This is a genomic window from Flavobacterium sp. KKT103 (genome assembly GCF_055640565.1).
This window is the reverse complement of record NZ_CM145766.1, coordinates 2,567,734-2,585,431: the sequence shown is the minus strand read 5'-3', so window position 1 is coordinate 2,585,431 and position 17,698 is coordinate 2,567,734. Positions and strand designations below refer to the sequence as shown.

Below are 17,698 nucleotides of genomic sequence, written 5' to 3'. Positions count from 1 at the left end.
TAACTATTTAGCCAACTTGTAAATAACACCTCCTATTTACTAAAAATGACTTGAAGTTCTTCCTTATGAATTGGTTTATGAACAAAGCCCTTCAAGAAATTATATTTTTTAGCTTTAATTAAATCACTTTCATCAGTTGATGAAGAGACTATGTAAATCGAAAGAGCATTAATATTATAAAATTTATTTTGGATTATTAGCTCTAGAAAATCCCAACCGTTTACTAAAGGCATATTAATATCCAAAAGAACGATTATTGGCTTATCAGTAGTACTTAGTTCTTTTAGAACGTCCAAGCCACATTGTCCATTTTCACAATGTTCAATTTGCATTTCAATGTCGATCCGTTCTATAGTCTTTGAAACGATCATTCTATATATTGGATCGTCATCAATAATTAAAATTTGCTTACTCATTTTCTAATTGATTCGATTCGCTCACGATTTTTTTGACAATATCATCCATTTCCATGGTTGATATTTTTAATTGTTTCATCCAAAAAACAATTTCTTCTTCGTTGTATACCTGACCTTCCATTAAGTTGATAATTCCTAAAATTCTAGAAATGGGAGCGCGCACCATATGCGATTGTGTCCAGGCTATGTTTTTTAACTTTGTGTTTTGTATTTCAATGGTATTGATATGATTTAAAGTTTCTGTTACATCATTCGATTGCACAATAATAGAGTTATTGGCATCATTTGATATTTTTTTAAAATATACATCGGCTTTAATGGTACTTCCATCTTTTATGATGTGGGTAAAATGCTCTTTAATAGCTTCTTCTTGGTCGGATATTAAATTATTCCTAATCATTTGTTGCTCTTCTACAGGATGAAGTTGAGCAAAAGTCATTTGTCTAAATTCATTTAAGGAATAACCATATTTAAACTGTGCAGCAATATTGGCATTTATTATTTCTAGAGAGTTTGCATCTAGCAACCAAGTAGGTTGTGGATTGAAGTTAAATAAGTTCTCGTAATTTTGTTTCTCCGTTTCAATCTCTTTGATAAAGCTGCTTCTATTAATGGCAAACGTTATTGTCTTGCGCAGAATTACAGGATTTATTTCGTCTTTAACTAGATAGTCATAAATACCTATTTGCAGACTTTTTTTTGCCATATCTAAATCAGAGTACCCTGTCAATATAATGACTGGTATTTCATAATTACATTTTAAGATTCTGTTTATTAACTCCATACCGCGAATTTCGGGTAGGTTTAAATCTAATAATATTACTGAAACTTCATCTTTAGTCGTATTTAAATAAGTAGTAGCACTTTCGTAATCAGGATAATGATTAATGTCTATATTGCTAAATTTTTCTAATAAATAGTCTTCTACCAACACATAATCGCCAAGATTATCCTCAATAACCAGAACTGTCAATTTATCAGTGTAACTATTAGTTTTTGTTTTCATTATAATCCGCCAAGGTCGTTAATTGGAGCCAAAACTGCTCTATTTTTAAAATTGCACTTAAAAACTCATTAATGTTTAACGGTTTTTCAACATAACTATTACAATAGTTCTCATAAGCTTTATTAATATCCTTATTATTGGACGATGTTGTCAACATGATAACCGGAATTGTTTTCAAATTAGGATCATTTTTTATCTTTTCTAGCACTTCGTGACCACTATAAATAGGAATATTAATATCCAGTAATATTAAATCAGGTTTCTGAACTTCGGTAAATATCCCTTTTTTATAAAGAAAATCCAAAGCTTGCTGACCATTTTTAGCAACACTTATCTTTGTCTTAACTTGACATTCTTCAAATGCCTCTTTTGTAAGTACAATATCGCCTTCGTTATCCTCTACTAGTAAAATATGTACTGGTTTTGTATGATAGTTTTTCATTTTATTTAGTTTTTGGAATTTTAAAATAAAAAGTAGAACCTTTCCCTATGTTTGATACCACCCAAATTTGACCACCTAAAAATTCAATATGCCTTTTAGCTATAGAGAGGCCAATACCGGTTCCACTGTATTGATTGTTATTATGTAAACGCTGAAAAATCACAAAAATCTTTTCATAAAATTGAGGCTCAATTCCAATTCCGTTATCCGTAATCGAAAATAACCATTCGCTTGCGTCTTTTGTAATAGCAATATTTATCTCTGGTGGCCTGTTTTCGTACGAATATTTAATTGCATTGTCTAAGATACAATGAAATATCTGACTTATCGCAGCTTTATATGTTTTTATTACAGGTAAATCATTAGCTATTATAATTGCATTGGCATCTTTTATTAGCTTGTGGCGCAATTTTTTATATTCAAAAATTACCAGATTCATATCTACTTGTTCACTATCCTCAGTGGTTTTATTTGCTTTTGAATAATCTAGTAAGTCTAGAATGATTTGTTTCATTCTTTTGGCTCCATCAGTAGCAAAATAAATGTATTGCAAGCCTTTTTCATCTAATAGTGCACTGTATTTGCGTTCAAGCAAATCCATAAAACTAGTGATCATTCGCAATGGCTCTTGCAAATCATGCGAGGCTACAAATGCAAATTGTTCTAATTCTTCATTTGTTCGCTTTAACTCTATCATTCTTTCACGCAACTCTCTGTTTAAATCAGTAAGTTGAACTGTCAATTCCTTGAGCTCTGTGATATCAGTCATTGCTCCTACCATTCTGGTCGCTTTTCCGTTCTTATCTCTTATGATAAGTCCTTTATCCAGAACGTAAATTATTTTAGAATCTTCATTATAAATTTTATACTCCATTTCCCATCGCATACAAGTAGGATCTTCAATTGCTACGGAAATACTTTGCTTAATATTTTCGAGATCGTCCGCATGAAATCGATCAGTCCAAAATTTTTTGGTATGAAGCGTTTTAACTGTATTGTTACCAAAAAAACGTTCTACAGCTTTAGATCGGTAAAAAGTGTCATTAGCAATATCCCAATCCCAAATAGCATCTTTAGTTGCTTCAGTAACCTTTTCAAATCGTTCATTAGCCAATTCTAACTTCTTATCAGCAATTTTTCGACTTGTAATATTTTTAAAATAAACCGATAATCCTTTATCAGTGGGATAGGCTGAAACCTCTAACCAAAGTTCTACTTTTTTATAATAGATTTCAAAGTAAGATGGTTTCTTTAAGGCTACAACTTTGTTAAATTGCTTGTATATTTTAGTGTTTACTAAATCAGGAAACTCTTCCCACAGCTGCTTCCCAATAATTAACTCTTTGTTTTTATCAAATATTTTGGTGGCCTGCTCATTCCAATACTTTACTTGCCAATCTTTATCGATTGAAATAAATGCATCGTCAATACTTTCTAAAATATTATTTTTTTCTTTGTAAAGTTTTTTTAGTTCTTTCTCAGCTATTTTTGATTCGTTGACATCTTGTAAACTACCATAAATCTTGGTACGGATGTTATTTACGACTTCGCATTTCCCTATACATCTAACCCATTTTTTTTTTCCTTTGGCAGAAATTGTTTTTAAATTCACATCAAAATCAATTCCTTCTGTAATTAACTTGTCGAAAGCATTTTCTATTTTTTGCTTACTTTTAGGAGTGCAAAAAAGGATTCCATTTGCGATTGATTGGTAATAATCAGTATCGATGTCAAGAATTTTTCTAACCATGGGTGACCAATACATTTCTTGCTCTTCTTGGTTCAGCAAGCTCATTTCCCAACTTCCAATTTGCGCTAATTCACTTGCATGATTAAGCAGTTCTTCTATTTTAGTCTCTTCTGTTACATCTAGTATTATGGAATTATATAAAATAGTTCCATCGGCAAGGTAAGTAGGTGTGCCTGTACCAAAATGTGTTCGTAATTCACCATTAAGCATCACGTATCGATACCTACAGTTCCATCTGGTTTTATTTCTTATTGATTCATCTATAGATGATCTTACTAGTGCATAATCACCTGCTTTATTTATTTGCTCCCAAACAATGTTCAAGTTCTCCGATACTCTATTGGGTTTTACTCCCCACAACTGTTGTATACCTCCTAAAACGTTTCCAACTGTTTCTATGCCGTCCGGACTAATCCTATATTGATAGACCACACCAGGTAAATTATTAGATAATGAAAAAATTCTATCCTCAGTATCTTTCAGCTTATTGATATCTTGAAAACTACCATATACACGTTTACAAACACCATTAGTATATTCGCCCTTACCTATTACTCGTACCCAAATTTCTCTCTTATTGGTGGTAACTAATACTGCTTCAAAATCAAAAGGTTTCCCTTCAATAATACATCGGTTAATGGTTTGTTCTACTAATTCTCTAAAATCCTCTCTATAAAAAGAAATTCCTTTAGCAAACGTTGGGTTATACGATAGCTCGTGGGCTTCATGTAATTGAAATACTTCATCAGACCAGTAAACTGATTGATTTATTACATCTATTTCCCAACTTCCTATTTTTGCCAATTGATTGGCTTGTTCATTCAGTTCTCCTAGTTTTTTTTGCTCAGATATATTAATAGCAGTAGCATAAATAAGTTGTTCTTCAATAACGGGGTTGCAATACCAACTTAACCAAACAATATCACCTTTTTTAGTAAGGTATCGATTTTCAAATTGATAGCTTTTACCTCCTTTTTCTACTTTCTTAGCTTCGTAGATTGAGGACTCTTTATCGTCAGGATGGAGGAAGTCTTCAAAGTTGTGAAACAAAAGTTCCGACTCTTCGTATCCTAAAAGTGTACACCCTGCCGTATTAATTTGAAGAAACTTGCCTTCTAAGTCGGTAACTGCTAATAAATGAGGAATCGCATCTAACAAATATCCTTTAGTATCGTACTTACTTTCGACAGTAGTTACATTACTGCTAGGGAACTTTTTCTCAGTATGCTTGATAAGCGGACTTGCATTATTTATATTGGTTTCCTTTACTACATTTGCATCAATGACTTTAAAATCATTGCATTGTATTAAAACACAATCTTTGTCATTAACAGAAACCGAGAATCCATATAATACAGTAGAAAAAGTGTTATCGCTGCTGCCAATGCAAATTTTGAAGAGGCCAAAATCTACGAGGTCTTGATTTAGTTTTAGATTCTGATGAGCTACTTTGTAATTGTTTGCTTGATCTTTACTTATTATTGAAGTAGCTAAGGTGTTCAAAAACAAATTTTTATCAATACCAAAAGATGCTAAAGCAGCCTTATTTACATCCACAACTACGTAAGTATTTCTTTCATATATCCACGAAGGCTGCGGATTATTATAAAATAGACTGCTTAGATTAGTAGTAGATGTTTCCATATTAAATAAATTTCTCAATTGAGTGCCACTTTTGGGTCGTTTAACTCCAAAATTAATCGCAAGCTTTACCTAAAAAAGCAAAAACTAAGAACGACGTCAAAGCGCTCGCTTCTATTATTTAGATACAAAGAATCATAGTCCAAGCTAAAATAGTAAAATTCTTTAAGAAATTAAATTTTTATAACACTATCCTTTGGTAAATGTTATAATTATATACAAAAAAACCATCAAAAACACAGTGTGATTATTTGATGGTTAATTCGAAAAAGAGTAACTACTCTTATTTTTTCATTTTTTGCCTTTTTACTGGCTTTTCAATTGGCTCATTTTTATTTTGTAGTAAATAATTGGCCAATAGTTTTTCTATTAATTCGTCTTTGGTAAGATGATGAAAAACGGTTTTTATTTTTGTTTTTAATTCGGAATCCACATCGTGATTCGGTTTAGTTTTAAAGATTTGCTTTGCCCAAAGTAACGTATTGTTTTGCTCGATACTTAAAGTAGAAGGCTTACTGAATTTGCTAAATTTAATTCCGAGTTCCTTTTCGAAATCTGCAATTTCTTTTTCTTCTTCTGGTTGTAAAACAGTTAAGGATAACCCCTTTGCTCCTGCTCTAGCGGTACGACCAGATCGGTGTACGTAAGCTTCATATGCATCAGGTAAATGATAGTTCACTACATAGGAAATCTCTTTTACATCGATTCCTCTTGCAGCCAAATCAGTTGCCACTAAAATATTGATATGTCCTTCACGAAATTGTTCCATGATACGATCTCTAATTCCTTGCGACAAACTTCCATGTAAAGCACCTGAAGAAAAGCGATTGATTGCCAAATTTTTAGCGAGCTTATTTACAGCGGCTTTGGTTTTACAAAAAATAATTCCGCGTTCTCCTTCTTTAGAACTTAAAAAGTGCATCAAAACATCTAGTTTCTCGATAGGATCCACCACAATGTATTCGTGATCGATACCTTGATTACCCACGGTTTCCATATTAGCACTTACTTGAACTACATTTTTGTTCAAGTAATTTTGAACCAGTTGCTTGATTGTACCGGGTAAAGTTGCTGAGAACAAAATGGTTTTATGCTCTTTAGGTAATTCAGCTACTATTTCGTCTAAACTTTCTTTTAAGATACTCACCATTTCATCGGCTTCATCTAAAACTAAAAAGTTGGCTTCCTTTAGGTTAATCGCTTTCCGCTGAATCAAATCGATTAAACGCCCTGGTGTCGCAACGACAATATGAGTTGGACTTGTTAATCGCTCAATTTGAGGTTTGATTGGGATTCCACCGCAGGTTGCTGCAATTGAAACAGCAGGTAAAAACTGCGCAAAAGCCTCTAAATTAGTAAAAATTTGATGTCCTAATTCTCTCGTTGGAACAAGGATAACTGCCTGAACATTGGTTTTGGTAGTATCAATTAATTGTAAAAGTGGCAATCCAAAAGCAGCCGTTTTTCCCGTTCCTGTTTTTGCCAATCCTACTAGATCTGTTTTGTTAGCTAGTAATAATGGAATTGCTTTTTGCTGAATTTCGGTTGGCGTTACAATTTTCAATTCGGCTAGCGCTTTGCAAATTGGTGCCGAAATTCCAAGGTCTGAGAATTGTTTTGACATGTTTGTGGATGTGTTATTTTAAAAAAAATGTGATTGGTATGCAACTTTCTAGCCCTGATGGAAACGATATCCTGTTGTGGTGGTGTTCACCACAACAGATAAAGTGTACAGCAGGAAAAAGCTCCTTATATTATTCCTCGTCATCAGGCTCGTTCATGATTTTTTCACGATACTTTTTACCCAATAACAACGTTAATTTCAATTTGTAATCATCGACTAGCCATTCACGGTAGTTTTTGCTGCACTGGCTCAAACACTTAGAATAGCGCTTGATGCGGCAGTCGATATCGTCATCTAGCTCCTTCGCTAATGCTTTGGCTTCCTGCAACGTCTCCGTATTGTAAACGCACATAGTGCTGTGTTGCTCTAATGATTTTTCTAGTACAACCTTTGAACGCAAATTTTGCTTGATGGCCAGCTTGTGCTCTTCATCAACATCAAAAGTAACGTCTTCTGTCTTACTGAATTTAGCACGTAATTCTGGTGGCATCGAGTACTTAAAGTACAATTCTATTTCAGTATCATCCCGTAAATTCTCTAAATAAAACTCCGGTGATTTAAATATATGTTGCCAGTTAACCGGCTCGCTCCATAGACCAAAACGGGCGGCATTATTACCTAAGTCGATTACTGTAAACTCATCTTTGTTAGGTAATTTACGAGATCCACGACCAATCATCTGGTAGTATAAGGTTAGCGACTTGGTAGCTCTATTTAATATAATGGTCTCCACCGTAGGTTCATCAAAACCTGTGGTAAGAATTCCTACCGAGGTTAAAATAGCATCTGGTGTGTGTTTGAACCAATGTAGTATATCCTTTCGTTCCTCAGTACTACTTGTGTTGTCTAAGTGGCGAATAGGATAACCGGCTTCTCTAAAAGTTTCATAAACATAGAGAGATGTATTGATTCCGTTATTGAAAATCAAGGTCTTTTTACCTAGCGATTTTTCAGCGTACGCATGCAATAATTTTTCTTGCATGTGCATATTCGTATACAAATCATCTGATGATTTAACGGTATAATCCCCATTGATTCCTACTTTTAACGAAGTTAGGCCCACATCATAACTGTATGTTGTTGCTCTTGCTAAGAATCCGTTACTAATCAGTGAACTAATAGTGTCTCCAACGATTAACTCATCGTAGCTTTCGTGCATGGGTAACTTAATATTCGAGCTCAACGGCGTTGCTGTTACTCCTAATATAAATGCATTCGTGAAGGAGCTTAATAATTTTCGAAAAGAGTTGTAATGTGCCTCATCAATAATTACTAATCCTACGTTGTCAAGGTGCAATTTTTCGTCGTAAATACGGTTTTTAAGCGTTTCCACCATGGCAACAAAGCATGAAAAATCGTTTTGATCCGGTAGTTCTTTTACTTTACTGTTAATGATTTTGTTTTTTACTCCAAAGCCTTTTAACATCTTGGATGTTTGCTTACAAAGCTCGATACGGTGTGTTAAAACAACGACTTTTAAATCGTGCTTAGAGAGGTAACGACGAACAATTTCAGAGAAAATAACTGTTTTACCTCCACCGGTTGGGAGCTGATAAAGCAGGTGATGTTGTTTAGGTCCGTTATCGATGCGTTCAAATATGGCATCGATATCGCCTTGTTGGTATGCGTAAAGTTCTTTTTTGTCTTCTTTTTCTATTTCTATAGTATTTTCAAACATTGTTTTTTCTTGGGTTTTTGCAAAAATACGTCTAAAAAACAGTTTATCGGTTATATTTAATTTAAAATATCCCGATGACCTTAAATAATTTTGAATTATGGTAGGCGCTTAATCCTCTATTTTTTCTAGGATTATACTGAATTCTTGCTTGTTTTGCCAGCGTTGCTTCATTGCTTCTTGACTTATCGTAAGTAATCGCTGTTTAAAATCAAATGTTATGCCATTAGCAATAACAAATCGAACCAATTGCTCAAACGAGCTGAGCATACTTTTAAAAAACAGTTCTTGTTTTACAAAATGATCAGCGGAGTAGGCTTGTGCTATTTCGATATGGTAACACATGGCGTCAGCAATGATATAGGGATCTACGCCAAGTACTGTGAAATGCTTTATCATTTTTTGAGCAACGGAACGACGCATTTTAGCGCGCCGTTTTGTTTTTCCTTTTTGTACAGGAAAATATTCGTGAGAAACTTTAATCTTAAAGTCGTGCAGCAGCGCATTTTCGTTAGGATTGAAAACAAAATTATAGTACACTTTTACAGGAATGAATTTCTCGTACAGTGCAACCATTTGTTCTTCGAGTTGCTCTTTGGTCAACTCTTTTAAGTACTTTTTTAATTCTCGCTTGCTCATTATCAAAGTTTAGGACTACAAAAGTAAATTAGTTTCGGTTGCCATGCCCAAAAAATGAATGATAATACTTAATTTTGGCATAAATCAATTAAAAAAGTACCATGTTAAAGGTTTTCAAGATCACAGCTATTCTCGAAGGAATCTCTTATTTAGTTTTAATTGCCAATATGCTTATACTAAAAAACATGAACCCTGATTTGTATCATGTAATTCTTAGACCTTTTGGTATGGCCCATGGTTTTCTTTTTATTGCCTACATCATTTTAGCAATCTTGTTGAAAAAACCACAAAATTGGAGTTGGAACACGCTTGCCATTATATTGGCTGCCTCACTAATACCATTTGGCACCTTTTATATAGAAAAAAAATACTGTAAACATGTTTAAAGCGGCCACCAAGATATTTACTTACCTCTATCCTTTTTTTAGAAAAATAGGGATGAGTTATACTGTGGCGTCCTATGTAAGTTTGTTTTTTAATATTATCATGCTGTGCTTTTTAGCCTACTCAATCTATATTATCTTTAGATTGCTGCTGGTAACGGTAATGGTTTTTATAGCTAAAAAAACAAAAACACGTTTTGACGATTTATTAGTAACCAACAAAACAGCCAAATACATTGCGCATTTAATTCCGTTATTGTTCATCTACAAATCGGTTCCAGTAATTTTAGAAAAATACGAATATTGGGAAGGTGTTTTTGGAAAGCTCGTTGGGATTTATATTGTAATTCTAGTATTGTGGATCATCAGAACCATTTTTAACGCTTTACGAGACTATTTAAAATTGAAGCCTCGCTACAGTGATAAACCTATCGATAGTTTCATACAGGTTATTATGATTGTCCTATGGATAGTAGGTATTACTATTATTATTTCCCGTTTATTTGACATAGGGCATACGGAGCTGTTGACTACTTTTGGAGCTGTTTCTGCTTTGATTATCTTAATTTTCAGAGACATTATATTAGGTTTTGTGGCTAGTGTACAAGTATCGGTTAATGATATGATTCGGATTGGAGATTGGATCACCATGGAAAAATTTGGCGCTGATGGAGATGTAATCGAAATTAACCTTACCACGGTTAAGGTGCGCAATTTTGATAACACTACTACTACGATTCCTACCTACAGCTTGAGTTCAGATTCTTTTCAAAACTGGAGAGGTATGCTTAACTCTGATGGTCGCCGAATCAAAAGGCATATCTTGATTAAGACCAGTAGTATTCGGTTTTTGAATGAATCCGAATTGGAGAACCTGAAAAAAATTGAGCTTGTAACCGCTTACATTGATAGCCGTACAGCCGAAATAAATAAATTTAATACAGATCGTGGTATCGATAAATCAATTGCAATCAATGGTAGAAATATGACTAATATGGGATTGTTTCGAAAATACATCATGCAATATTTATCAACGCATCCTGCAATTAACCAAGAAATGCTACTCATGTGTCGCCAACTACAGTCGACTGTAAACGGTGTTCCGTTAGAGATCTATGCTTTTACGAGTGATAAACGATGGGAAAGCTATGAATATGTAATGTCCGATGTTTTTGATCATATCATTGCTTCCGTTCCTTACTTCGGATTAGAGGTATTTGAACTGCCTTCTAAGGTCGCAATAACCAATACATAAAGAAGTATGCCAATACTCAATTTAGTTGCAAACCGAATTCAGCTGCGTCTTGCGGTTTCATCAGATATGGAAGCGATACACGATTTACTTGCTAAGCCTGAAACGGATAGGTTCAACGCATTAGGAATTCCTGAAAATTTGGAAGCTACCCAAACGATTATGTCGGCTCAGATTGAGGAAAATCAACAAGAAAATCCGGCAAATTATACCTTTGTAATCGAAGCGGTACATACGAATACTTTTATTGGTTTACTAGGATTTAAGTTAGGATCACCAAAATACAAAACTGCCGAAATTTGGTATAAACTGAATCAAGAATATTGGAACAAAGGCTTTGAGACTGAAGCTGTAGTTCGAATACTAGAATTTGGTTTCCACAACCTAAAATTACACCGCATTAGTGCTGGTTGCGCTACGGCAAATGTGGGATCCTATAAAGTTTTAGAAAAAGCTGGAATGCTCCGCGAAGGACTTTCGAGGCAACTTATTCCTTTAAAAACAGGATGGTCTGACTGCTACGAATATGCAATTTTAGCGGATGATTTTCAGCTTAAAAAGTCTATTTAAATGAACACAACAGATTGGATTGGCTTTATTGGAGTAACTATTTTATTAATTGCTTACCTTTTAAATCTTGGTAAAATAATTAAGCAGGATAGCGCCATTTATCTTTTTTTGAATGTTTTGGGTGCTGGAATTGCTTGCTTTGCTTCCATCCTACTGGATTATTTGCCTTTTATTATTTTAGAAGGCTGTTGGACCGTAGTTTCTGCTTTTGGACTTGTATCCTTTTGGATAAAGAAAAAGTAAGTGATTTACTGATTCACTCTATTTTTGATAAATTCAATTTCTGTTTTGCCATGCGCCTTCGGTTTCCCATCTTCTCCTAAACTTACCATCGTGGTGCTGTCAATGGAGATAATCGTTTCTCTAGTCATCATGTTTCTTGCTTCGCATTTTAAATTGATAGAAGTGGTACCAAACTTTACTACATCAATCCCAATTTCGATAATATCCCCTTGCTTTGCTGAGCTTCTAAAATTGATTTCCGACATGTATTTGGTTACAATTCTGGGATTCTCAAGTTGTACAATTGTGTACAAAGCCAGCTCTTCGTCAAGCCATGCTAATAATTTACCACCAAATAAAGTACCATTAGGATTTAAATCTTCGGGCTTAACCCATTTTCTTGTATGAAAGCGCATATCTTCTATTTAATAACGCTAAAGTAACACATCTAAAGAAAATTTTCTGTAATTTTAAGAAAAAAACATGATCGACAGAGATTCATTTTTACAAGATTTTCGTGGAGAGACCATTGGCTCCATAGGTACAAATTCCTCTTCAGAAGAAACTTTTCAAAACAAGGTGCTCCGCCCTATTTTAAAACTTCAAAACGACTTATTATTGGCCGCTTTTGCAAATTATATTTCCAAATACAAAGGAGATTTTTACAATCTAAAACTCGACAAACGGCTAGCAGTCATTGAAAATGCGGTTCAAAAAGATGTAAAATTTAGAAATACACTTAAAGGTATGGTCGTAGGATTATTCACAAAGGAGGAATACCTTTTGTATGCCGCCAATTCATCGAACTTGAATAAACGAATGATGACTATGCTCCTCGAACGCCTTAAAAGTCAAATACAGCTGTTTGACCAGCCAACTACACTTTAGTTTATATTGTAGCTCAGTGCCAATTTTATCGAATTCGCAAAAATACTTCTTAACCTAAATACATTATTAACGATTTATAATATATTGATGTTCTGCAAGCTAAGATATGTAAAAAGTAATTTTACTTTAAGTCTAGCTCCCAGATACTGACATTTTTTCCTTATTATTGTTTAAAACAAAATTATGAAAGAGGAATATTTCAAATGGTATTCTCCAAACCTAAATAGAGAGATTGAAATGTTAGTTTTTGGACATTCAGGCTATCCTGTGATTTTGTTTCCAACTTCAATGGGGAGTTATCATGAAAACAAGGACATGGGTCTGATCGAATCAGCAAGATGGTATATCGAGCAAGGATTAATTCAAATTTATTGCCCTAATAGCATCGATAAAGATAGTTTTTACAATAAAAACATCCACCCTATTCATCGCATAGAAAATCATGTGTGCTACGATAAAATGCTGTGCCATGAAATTGTAGAAAAAGTAAAAAACAATACGCCCTCGGGCAAGGTTGCAATGGCGGGATGTAGTTTTGGAGGATTTCATGCTGCTAATTTTGCCTTTAGGCATCCAGGCTACGTCAGTCATTTATTTTCAATGGGCGGTGCCTTCGATATTAAAAATTTTATGGATGGATTCCATAACGACGATGTGTTTTATAATAGTCCGCTTGATTTTTTATATGGATTGGAGGACCATGAGTTATGGAATATGGATATTGTTTTAGGAACTTCTAACTGGGATATTTGCTATGATGCGAATTTAAAGTTGCATAAAGTGCTCAATGATCGTACTGTGCCGCATTGGTTTGATGTTAGGCCTGACCGCAAGCATGATTGGCCGGTTTGGAAGGAAATGTTTCCTCACTATTTATCCCGAATCAAGTTTTTATAAAAATCAAACACTATTAAATTAAAAAATAGAATAATGAAAAAAATTGGAATATTATTTGGGATGGAAGATACCTTCCCGCAGGCATTTATCGATAGAGTCAATTCAAAAAACGAGAAAGATATAGTAGCGGAAGCGGTTAGCATCGATATGGTCGTCCAAAACAAAGGAGGCGATTATGCCGTTATTATCGATCGTATATCACAAGATGTACCCTTTTATAGAGCTTATCTAAAAAATGCCGCACTTACAGGAACGAATGTGATCAATAATCCGTTTTGGTGGAGTGCTGATGATAAATTTTTTAATAATGCCTTGGCGGATACTTTAGGCGTTCCTTTGCCTAATACGGTTATACTGCCATCAGCAGAGCATCCTACTGACACGACTGGAAAATCTTTTCGCAACTTAAAATACCCAATGAATTGGGATGCCATTTTTGACTATATCAAATTTCCTGCTTACATGAAGCCTTATTCAGGTGGAGGATGGAAAAATGTATACCGATTAGAAAACAAAGAAGAGTTCTGGCAAAAACATCAAGAGACAGGGCAATTGGTAATGCTATTACAGGAAGAAATTGTCTTTACTGAATACTTTAGAGTGTATTGCTTGGGTTGTAAAGCGGTAAAAATAATGCAGTACGAACCCCGCAACGAGCCACACCTACGCTATGTTTTAGATGGACCGCCGGTAGATAAAAAGTTGCTAGCAACTATTAAAGACTATACTTTACGCCTGTGCAAAGGGTTAGGCTACGATTTTAATACAGTAGAATTTGCTGTCCGTGATGGTATTCCTTATGCTATTGATTTTGGAAATCCAGCACCTGACGCGGATGTAAACTCAGTAGGAGCTGAAAACTTCGAATGGGTAGTTGAAGAATCCGCTAAAATGGCTATTGCTGCCGCAAAAAAACAAAAACCAGGAAAAGTCAACTTGACTTGGGGAACTTTTATGAAAGATGCTGTAGGATCTAAATAGTTTTTTGTAAACCTAATGCCTAGCCCTGATAGAAGAGAAAATCCTAGTACGCCTCCCGGTATTTATCGGGAAGGCGAACTAGATTGCAACGGATAGCAGGAAACAGCTTCAAAAAAAATAAAGATGAAAAAATTACCCGTTTTTACTCTTGGTGTAGAGGAAGAGTATCAAATTATTGATCCCGAAACTAGAGATTTGCGCTCGCATTTATCCAAAATAGTCGATGGAGCTAAAATCATTTTGAATGAGCAAGTAAAATCCGAAATGCACCAATCGGTGGTAGAAGTGGGAACGAATATTTGCAAAAATGTTCATGAAGCCGAAAAAGAAATTAAGTTTTTGCGTTCTAAAATAGTGGAACTAGCTGACAAGCAAGATTTAATTGTGGGTGGCGCAGGAACACATCCTTTTTCGAAATGGCAAGACCAACCTATTACGGATGATCCTCGGTATCACATGATTGTGAATGAAATGCAAGATGCCGCACGTTCTAATTTAATTTTTGGAATGCACTGTCATGTTGGAATTGAAAATCGAGAAATTGGTTTGCAATTAATGAATCAGGCGTGCTACTTTTTACCCCATATTTTTGCACTATCAACCAATTCTCCTTTTTGGGAAGGGCGACAAACAGGTTATAAATCATTTCGAACAAAAGTTTTTGATAAATTTCCACGAACCGGCTTACCTGAATATTTTGATTCGGTTTCCTCCTACGATAATTTCTTAGAAACATTGGTTAAAACCAAATGTATCGATAATCCAAAAAAAATATGGTGGGACTTACGATTGCATCCATTTTATGACACCATTGAATTTCGTATTTGTGATATGAGTTTAACGGTTAAAGAGACGATGTGTATTGTATCTGTAATTCAGGCCGTTGTTGCCAAGTTATACAAACTCAATATGCACAACATGAGTTTTAATGTATATCGACCTGCCTTAATCAAGGAAAATAAATTTAGAGCGGCGCGCTACGGAATCGAAGGTTCCATGATTGATTTTGGTCTTCAAAAAGAAGTGGAAACACGAATTTTACTGATCGAATTACTCGAGTTTGTTGATGATGTTGTTGATGAATTGGGCAGTAGAGATCACATTAATTATGTGCATCAAATATTAAAAAACGGAACAGGTGCTGCCAAACAATTAGCCGTTTTTGAACAAACGAATGACTTGACAAAAGTCGTTGACTTTATAACAGGGGAATTTACAAAGGGTTTATAAATATATAGGTTATCTTTGCGCTTTGAAAATTAAGCATGAAAAATGAATACTAAAAAAATTACTATTGCTCTTTTAGACATGTACAATGGCGTTCCTAACCAAGGAATGCGTTGTATAATTGATATTATAAGCAGATTCGAACCAATTGTAGATTTCAAAATATTTGACGTTCGAGGAAAATGTGAATTACCAGATATAAAAAAATACGATATTTATATTTCGACTGGTGGACCTGGAAATCCGCTTGAAGGTGATGGAACTTGGGATGTTAACTACTATGCATTTATTGATAGTTTGACTAAATGGAATACGGAGAACGAGGTTAAAAAACACGTTTTATTCATTTGTCATTCTTTTCAAATGGCCTGTAAACATTTTGGCTTAGCCGAAATAACTAAAAGAAATGATACCTCTTTTGGTGTAATGACCATGCATAAAACCAAAGACGGAATGAACGATCCTTTATTTCAAGGATTAGCAGATCCATTTTATGCAATTGATTCGAGAGATTATCAAGTGGTTCAGCCTAATTTGAATGTGTTCAAGAAAAAAGGCGCTACGATTATTTCCTTAGAAAAAATTAGAGACCATGTGCAGTATGAACGCGCTATCATGGCTGTGCGTTTTACCGATTATTTCGTGGGAACGCAATTCCACCCTGAAGCAGATCCAATTAGTTTTATCGCACACCTTCGAAACAAAGAAGCCAAAGATAAAATTAGAGCCATGAAAGGAAAACGAAAGTTCCGAAACATGCTGGAAGAACTTCTAGACGATGATAAAATTTACAAAACAAATGAAACGTTGATTCCAAATTTTTTACGAACGGCAATCAATGACTTGATCAAAACAAAGAAAACAATGTCTAATTAACCGCTGTACCATACATGATTAGTAGCTATCGAAATCTTTTCAATTCACAATTCACTGCTGAAAAATATCAAGAATTCAAAAATGATATTGCATCAGATTTCGATTATTTGCCTACTTTTCGAATAGCTGAAACGCCTTTCTTTATCTCTAAAGAACTGAAAAAGCAACTTGTAGAAGGTTCAGAACAAGTTATAGCTTTTATTCAGTCAGAGCGATTTAAAGAGCTTACAAACAAATCATTAGAATTAAATCACAGCGTTCCTAATGAAGATGAGCACACTACTTTTCTAGCTATTGATTTTGGAATTTGTGAAGAAGACGGAGCAATACTCCCTAAATTAATTGAAGTGCAAGGGTTTCCTTCACTTTACAACTATCAGCAAAATTTATATACTAAATTTAAAAAGCAGTATTCGTTTCTTGAAGCATTTACTCCCTTTTTTAATGACAGAACTGAAACCGAATATTTACATCATCTGGAAGAAGTTATTTGCAATAAACATCCAAAAGAAAACGTAATTCTTCTTGAAATTGAGCCTGAAAAACAAAATACCAAAATTGATTTTTATTACTGCAAACGAGATATCGGTATCCCCGTTGTATGTGTAACTGAAATTATTAAAAAAGGAAAACAACTTTTTTACACTAATGAAGACGGAAAGGAAGTCTTGGTGAAACGAATATACAATCGGGTTATTTTTGATGAATTGGATTTACGAACCGATCTAAAACTGAATTTTCATTTCACAGATGAGTTAGAGGTAGAATGGGCCGGTCATCCGAATTGGTTTTTCAGAATTAGTAAGTTTATATTACCCTTTTTAAAAGGGAACTATTTTATCGAATCTACTTTGTTAAGTGAACTCGAGTCTATTCCTGAAGATTTAGAAAATTATGTTTTAAAGCCACTATTTTCATTCTCAGGTTCCGGTGTTATTTTCCATGTTAAAAAAGAAGATATTGAAGCTGTGGTAGAGAAAGAGCTTTATATTTTACAGAAAAAAGTACACTACAGCCCGATTGTTCAATCACCTGAAGGAAAAGTTAAAGCCGAGGTTCGGGTTTTATGTACTTGGAAAAAAGGAGATGCAGCGCCTACGCTACTGTGCAATCTTGTGCGACTAAGCCGCGGCGAAATGATAGGGGTAAAATTCAACAAGGACAAAGACTGGGTTGGAGGAACTATTGGTCTATTCGAAAGAGAATAAC

Annotated in this window: 18 protein-coding genes; 10 read left to right on the top strand and 8 right to left on the bottom strand. The window is 34.4% G+C overall.

Annotation, left to right across the window (positions count from 1 at the left end):
* Positions 1–32: 32 nt before the first annotated feature.
* The 7 genes from ACZ2G0_RS11055 to ACZ2G0_RS11025 form a co-directional block, all read right to left on the bottom strand.
* Positions 33–416, bottom strand: a complete 384-nt coding sequence (locus ACZ2G0_RS11055) for a response regulator (RefSeq protein ID WP_470307697.1) — start codon at positions 414–416, stop codon at positions 33–35.
* Positions 409–1,422, bottom strand: coding sequence for a response regulator (locus ACZ2G0_RS11050; RefSeq protein ID WP_470307696.1), 1,014 nt, complete (start codon positions 1,420–1,422; stop codon positions 409–411). The genes ACZ2G0_RS11055 and ACZ2G0_RS11050 overlap by 8 nt, the downstream gene beginning before the upstream one ends.
* Positions 1,406–1,864 (bottom strand): response regulator, encoded by a 459-nt coding sequence (locus tag ACZ2G0_RS11045; RefSeq protein ID WP_470307695.1) that lies wholly within the window; start codon positions 1,862–1,864, stop codon positions 1,406–1,408. Before ACZ2G0_RS11045 ends, ACZ2G0_RS11050 begins: the two co-directional genes overlap by 17 nt.
* A gap of 1 nt (position 1,865) precedes the next feature.
* Positions 1,866–5,258, bottom strand: a complete 3,393-nt coding sequence (locus ACZ2G0_RS11040; protein ID WP_470307694.1) for a PAS domain-containing protein — start codon at positions 5,256–5,258, stop codon at positions 1,866–1,868.
* A gap of 280 nt (positions 5,259–5,538) precedes the next feature.
* Positions 5,539–6,879, bottom strand: a complete 1,341-nt coding sequence (locus tag ACZ2G0_RS11035) for a DEAD/DEAH box helicase (RefSeq protein ID WP_470307693.1) — start codon at positions 6,877–6,879, stop codon at positions 5,539–5,541.
* A 130-nt stretch (positions 6,880–7,009) separates the two neighbouring features.
* Entirely contained in the window at positions 7,010–8,557 is a 1,548-nt protein-coding gene (locus ACZ2G0_RS11030) for a DEAD/DEAH box helicase (RefSeq protein ID WP_470307692.1), read from the bottom strand.
* A 108-nt stretch (positions 8,558–8,665) separates the two neighbouring features.
* On the bottom strand, positions 8,666–9,193 hold the full coding sequence (locus tag ACZ2G0_RS11025) for a DUF6155 family protein (RefSeq protein ID WP_470307691.1): 528 nt from the start codon (positions 9,191–9,193) through the stop codon (positions 8,666–8,668).
* A 101-nt stretch (positions 9,194–9,294) separates the two neighbouring features.
* On the opposite strand from ACZ2G0_RS11025, the gene ACZ2G0_RS11020 reads away from it, so the two are divergent.
* Genes ACZ2G0_RS11020 through ACZ2G0_RS11005 form a run of 4 tightly spaced genes read left to right on the top strand, consistent with a single transcriptional unit; the run spans position 9,295 to position 11,641 of the window.
* Positions 9,295–9,579 (top strand): DUF3817 domain-containing protein, encoded by a 285-nt coding sequence (locus ACZ2G0_RS11020; RefSeq protein ID WP_300287961.1) that lies wholly within the window; start codon positions 9,295–9,297, stop codon positions 9,577–9,579.
* Positions 9,572–10,831: a mechanosensitive ion channel family protein gene (locus tag ACZ2G0_RS11015; protein WP_470307690.1), complete on the top strand. Its 1,260-nt coding sequence runs from the start codon at positions 9,572–9,574 to the stop codon at positions 10,829–10,831. Before ACZ2G0_RS11020 ends, ACZ2G0_RS11015 begins: the two co-directional genes overlap by 8 nt.
* Positions 10,832–10,837: 6 nt before the next feature.
* Entirely contained in the window at positions 10,838–11,398 is a 561-nt protein-coding gene (locus ACZ2G0_RS11010) for a GNAT family N-acetyltransferase (protein ID WP_470307689.1), read from the top strand.
* Positions 11,399–11,641 carry a CBU_0592 family membrane protein gene (locus tag ACZ2G0_RS11005; RefSeq protein ID WP_470307688.1) on the top strand — a complete coding sequence of 81 codons (243 nt, stop codon included), beginning with the start codon at positions 11,399–11,401 and terminating at the stop codon, positions 11,639–11,641.
* Positions 11,642–11,646: 5 nt separating this feature from the next.
* Here the strand turns inward: ACZ2G0_RS11005 and ACZ2G0_RS11000 are convergent, their stop codons facing one another.
* On the bottom strand, positions 11,647–12,036 hold the full coding sequence (locus ACZ2G0_RS11000) for an acyl-CoA thioesterase (RefSeq protein ID WP_470307687.1): 390 nt from the start codon (positions 12,034–12,036) through the stop codon (positions 11,647–11,649).
* 67 nt (positions 12,037–12,103) lie between these two features.
* Here ACZ2G0_RS11000 and ACZ2G0_RS10995 point away from each other — a divergent pair, with 67 nt between their 5' ends.
* The 6 genes from ACZ2G0_RS10995 to ACZ2G0_RS10970 all read left to right on the top strand — a co-directional run bounded on the left by ACZ2G0_RS10995 (position 12,104) and on the right by ACZ2G0_RS10970 (position 17,697).
* Complete coding sequence (locus tag ACZ2G0_RS10995; protein WP_300289063.1) at positions 12,104–12,508, top strand: glyoxalase; 405 nt, start codon at positions 12,104–12,106, stop codon at positions 12,506–12,508.
* Positions 12,509–12,691: 183 nt separating this feature from the next.
* Complete coding sequence (locus ACZ2G0_RS10990; protein WP_470307686.1) at positions 12,692–13,405, top strand: esterase family protein; 714 nt, start codon at positions 12,692–12,694, stop codon at positions 13,403–13,405.
* A 33-nt stretch (positions 13,406–13,438) separates the two neighbouring features.
* Positions 13,439–14,386 (top strand): ATP-grasp domain-containing protein, encoded by a 948-nt coding sequence (locus ACZ2G0_RS10985; RefSeq protein ID WP_470307685.1) that lies wholly within the window; start codon positions 13,439–13,441, stop codon positions 14,384–14,386.
* Positions 14,387–14,509: 123 nt separating this feature from the next.
* On the top strand, positions 14,510–15,616 hold the full coding sequence (locus tag ACZ2G0_RS10980) for a carboxylate-amine ligase (protein WP_470307684.1): 1,107 nt from the start codon (positions 14,510–14,512) through the stop codon (positions 15,614–15,616).
* A 42-nt stretch (positions 15,617–15,658) separates the two neighbouring features.
* A complete protein-coding gene (locus tag ACZ2G0_RS10975) occupies positions 15,659–16,489 on the top strand; it encodes a type 1 glutamine amidotransferase (RefSeq protein WP_470307683.1) in 831 nt (276 codons plus the stop codon).
* A gap of 14 nt (positions 16,490–16,503) precedes the next feature.
* Positions 16,504–17,697 carry a hypothetical protein gene (locus ACZ2G0_RS10970; protein WP_470307682.1) on the top strand — a complete coding sequence of 398 codons (1,194 nt, stop codon included), beginning with the start codon at positions 16,504–16,506 and terminating at the stop codon, positions 17,695–17,697.
* Position 17,698 lies beyond the last annotated feature (1 nt).

Excerpts from the sequence above, each read along its gene's own strand:
- ACZ2G0_RS11055 (WP_470307697.1), bottom strand. The coding sequence starts at position 416 with ATGAGTAAGCAAATTTTAATTATTGATGACGATCCAATATATAGAATG.
- ACZ2G0_RS11050 (WP_470307696.1), bottom strand. The coding sequence starts at position 1,422 with ATGAAAACAAAAACTAATAGTTACACTGATAAATTGACAGTTCTGGTT.
- ACZ2G0_RS11045 (WP_470307695.1), bottom strand. The coding sequence starts at position 1,864 with ATGAAAAACTATCATACAAAACCAGTACATATTTTACTAGTAGAGGAT.
- ACZ2G0_RS11040 (WP_470307694.1), bottom strand. The coding sequence starts at position 5,258 with ATGGAAACATCTACTACTAATCTAAGCAGTCTATTTTATAATAATCCG.
- ACZ2G0_RS11035 (WP_470307693.1), bottom strand. The coding sequence starts at position 6,879 with ATGTCAAAACAATTCTCAGACCTTGGAATTTCGGCACCAATTTGCAAA.
- ACZ2G0_RS11030 (WP_470307692.1), bottom strand. The coding sequence starts at position 8,557 with ATGTTTGAAAATACTATAGAAATAGAAAAAGAAGACAAAAAAGAACTT.
- ACZ2G0_RS11025 (WP_470307691.1), bottom strand. The coding sequence starts at position 9,193 with ATGAGCAAGCGAGAATTAAAAAAGTACTTAAAAGAGTTGACCAAAGAG.
- ACZ2G0_RS11020 (WP_300287961.1), top strand. The coding sequence starts at position 9,295 with ATGTTAAAGGTTTTCAAGATCACAGCTATTCTCGAAGGAATCTCTTAT.
- ACZ2G0_RS11015 (WP_470307690.1), top strand. The coding sequence starts at position 9,572 with ATGTTTAAAGCGGCCACCAAGATATTTACTTACCTCTATCCTTTTTTT.
- ACZ2G0_RS11010 (WP_470307689.1), top strand. The coding sequence starts at position 10,838 with ATGCCAATACTCAATTTAGTTGCAAACCGAATTCAGCTGCGTCTTGCG.
- ACZ2G0_RS11005 (WP_470307688.1), top strand. The coding sequence starts at position 11,399 with ATGAACACAACAGATTGGATTGGCTTTATTGGAGTAACTATTTTATTA.
- ACZ2G0_RS11000 (WP_470307687.1), bottom strand. The coding sequence starts at position 12,036 with ATGCGCTTTCATACAAGAAAATGGGTTAAGCCCGAAGATTTAAATCCT.
- ACZ2G0_RS10995 (WP_300289063.1), top strand. The coding sequence starts at position 12,104 with ATGATCGACAGAGATTCATTTTTACAAGATTTTCGTGGAGAGACCATT.
- ACZ2G0_RS10990 (WP_470307686.1), top strand. The coding sequence starts at position 12,692 with ATGAAAGAGGAATATTTCAAATGGTATTCTCCAAACCTAAATAGAGAG.
- ACZ2G0_RS10985 (WP_470307685.1), top strand. The coding sequence starts at position 13,439 with ATGAAAAAAATTGGAATATTATTTGGGATGGAAGATACCTTCCCGCAG.
- ACZ2G0_RS10980 (WP_470307684.1), top strand. The coding sequence starts at position 14,510 with ATGAAAAAATTACCCGTTTTTACTCTTGGTGTAGAGGAAGAGTATCAA.
- ACZ2G0_RS10975 (WP_470307683.1), top strand. The coding sequence starts at position 15,659 with ATGAATACTAAAAAAATTACTATTGCTCTTTTAGACATGTACAATGGC.
- ACZ2G0_RS10970 (WP_470307682.1), top strand. The coding sequence starts at position 16,504 with ATGATTAGTAGCTATCGAAATCTTTTCAATTCACAATTCACTGCTGAA.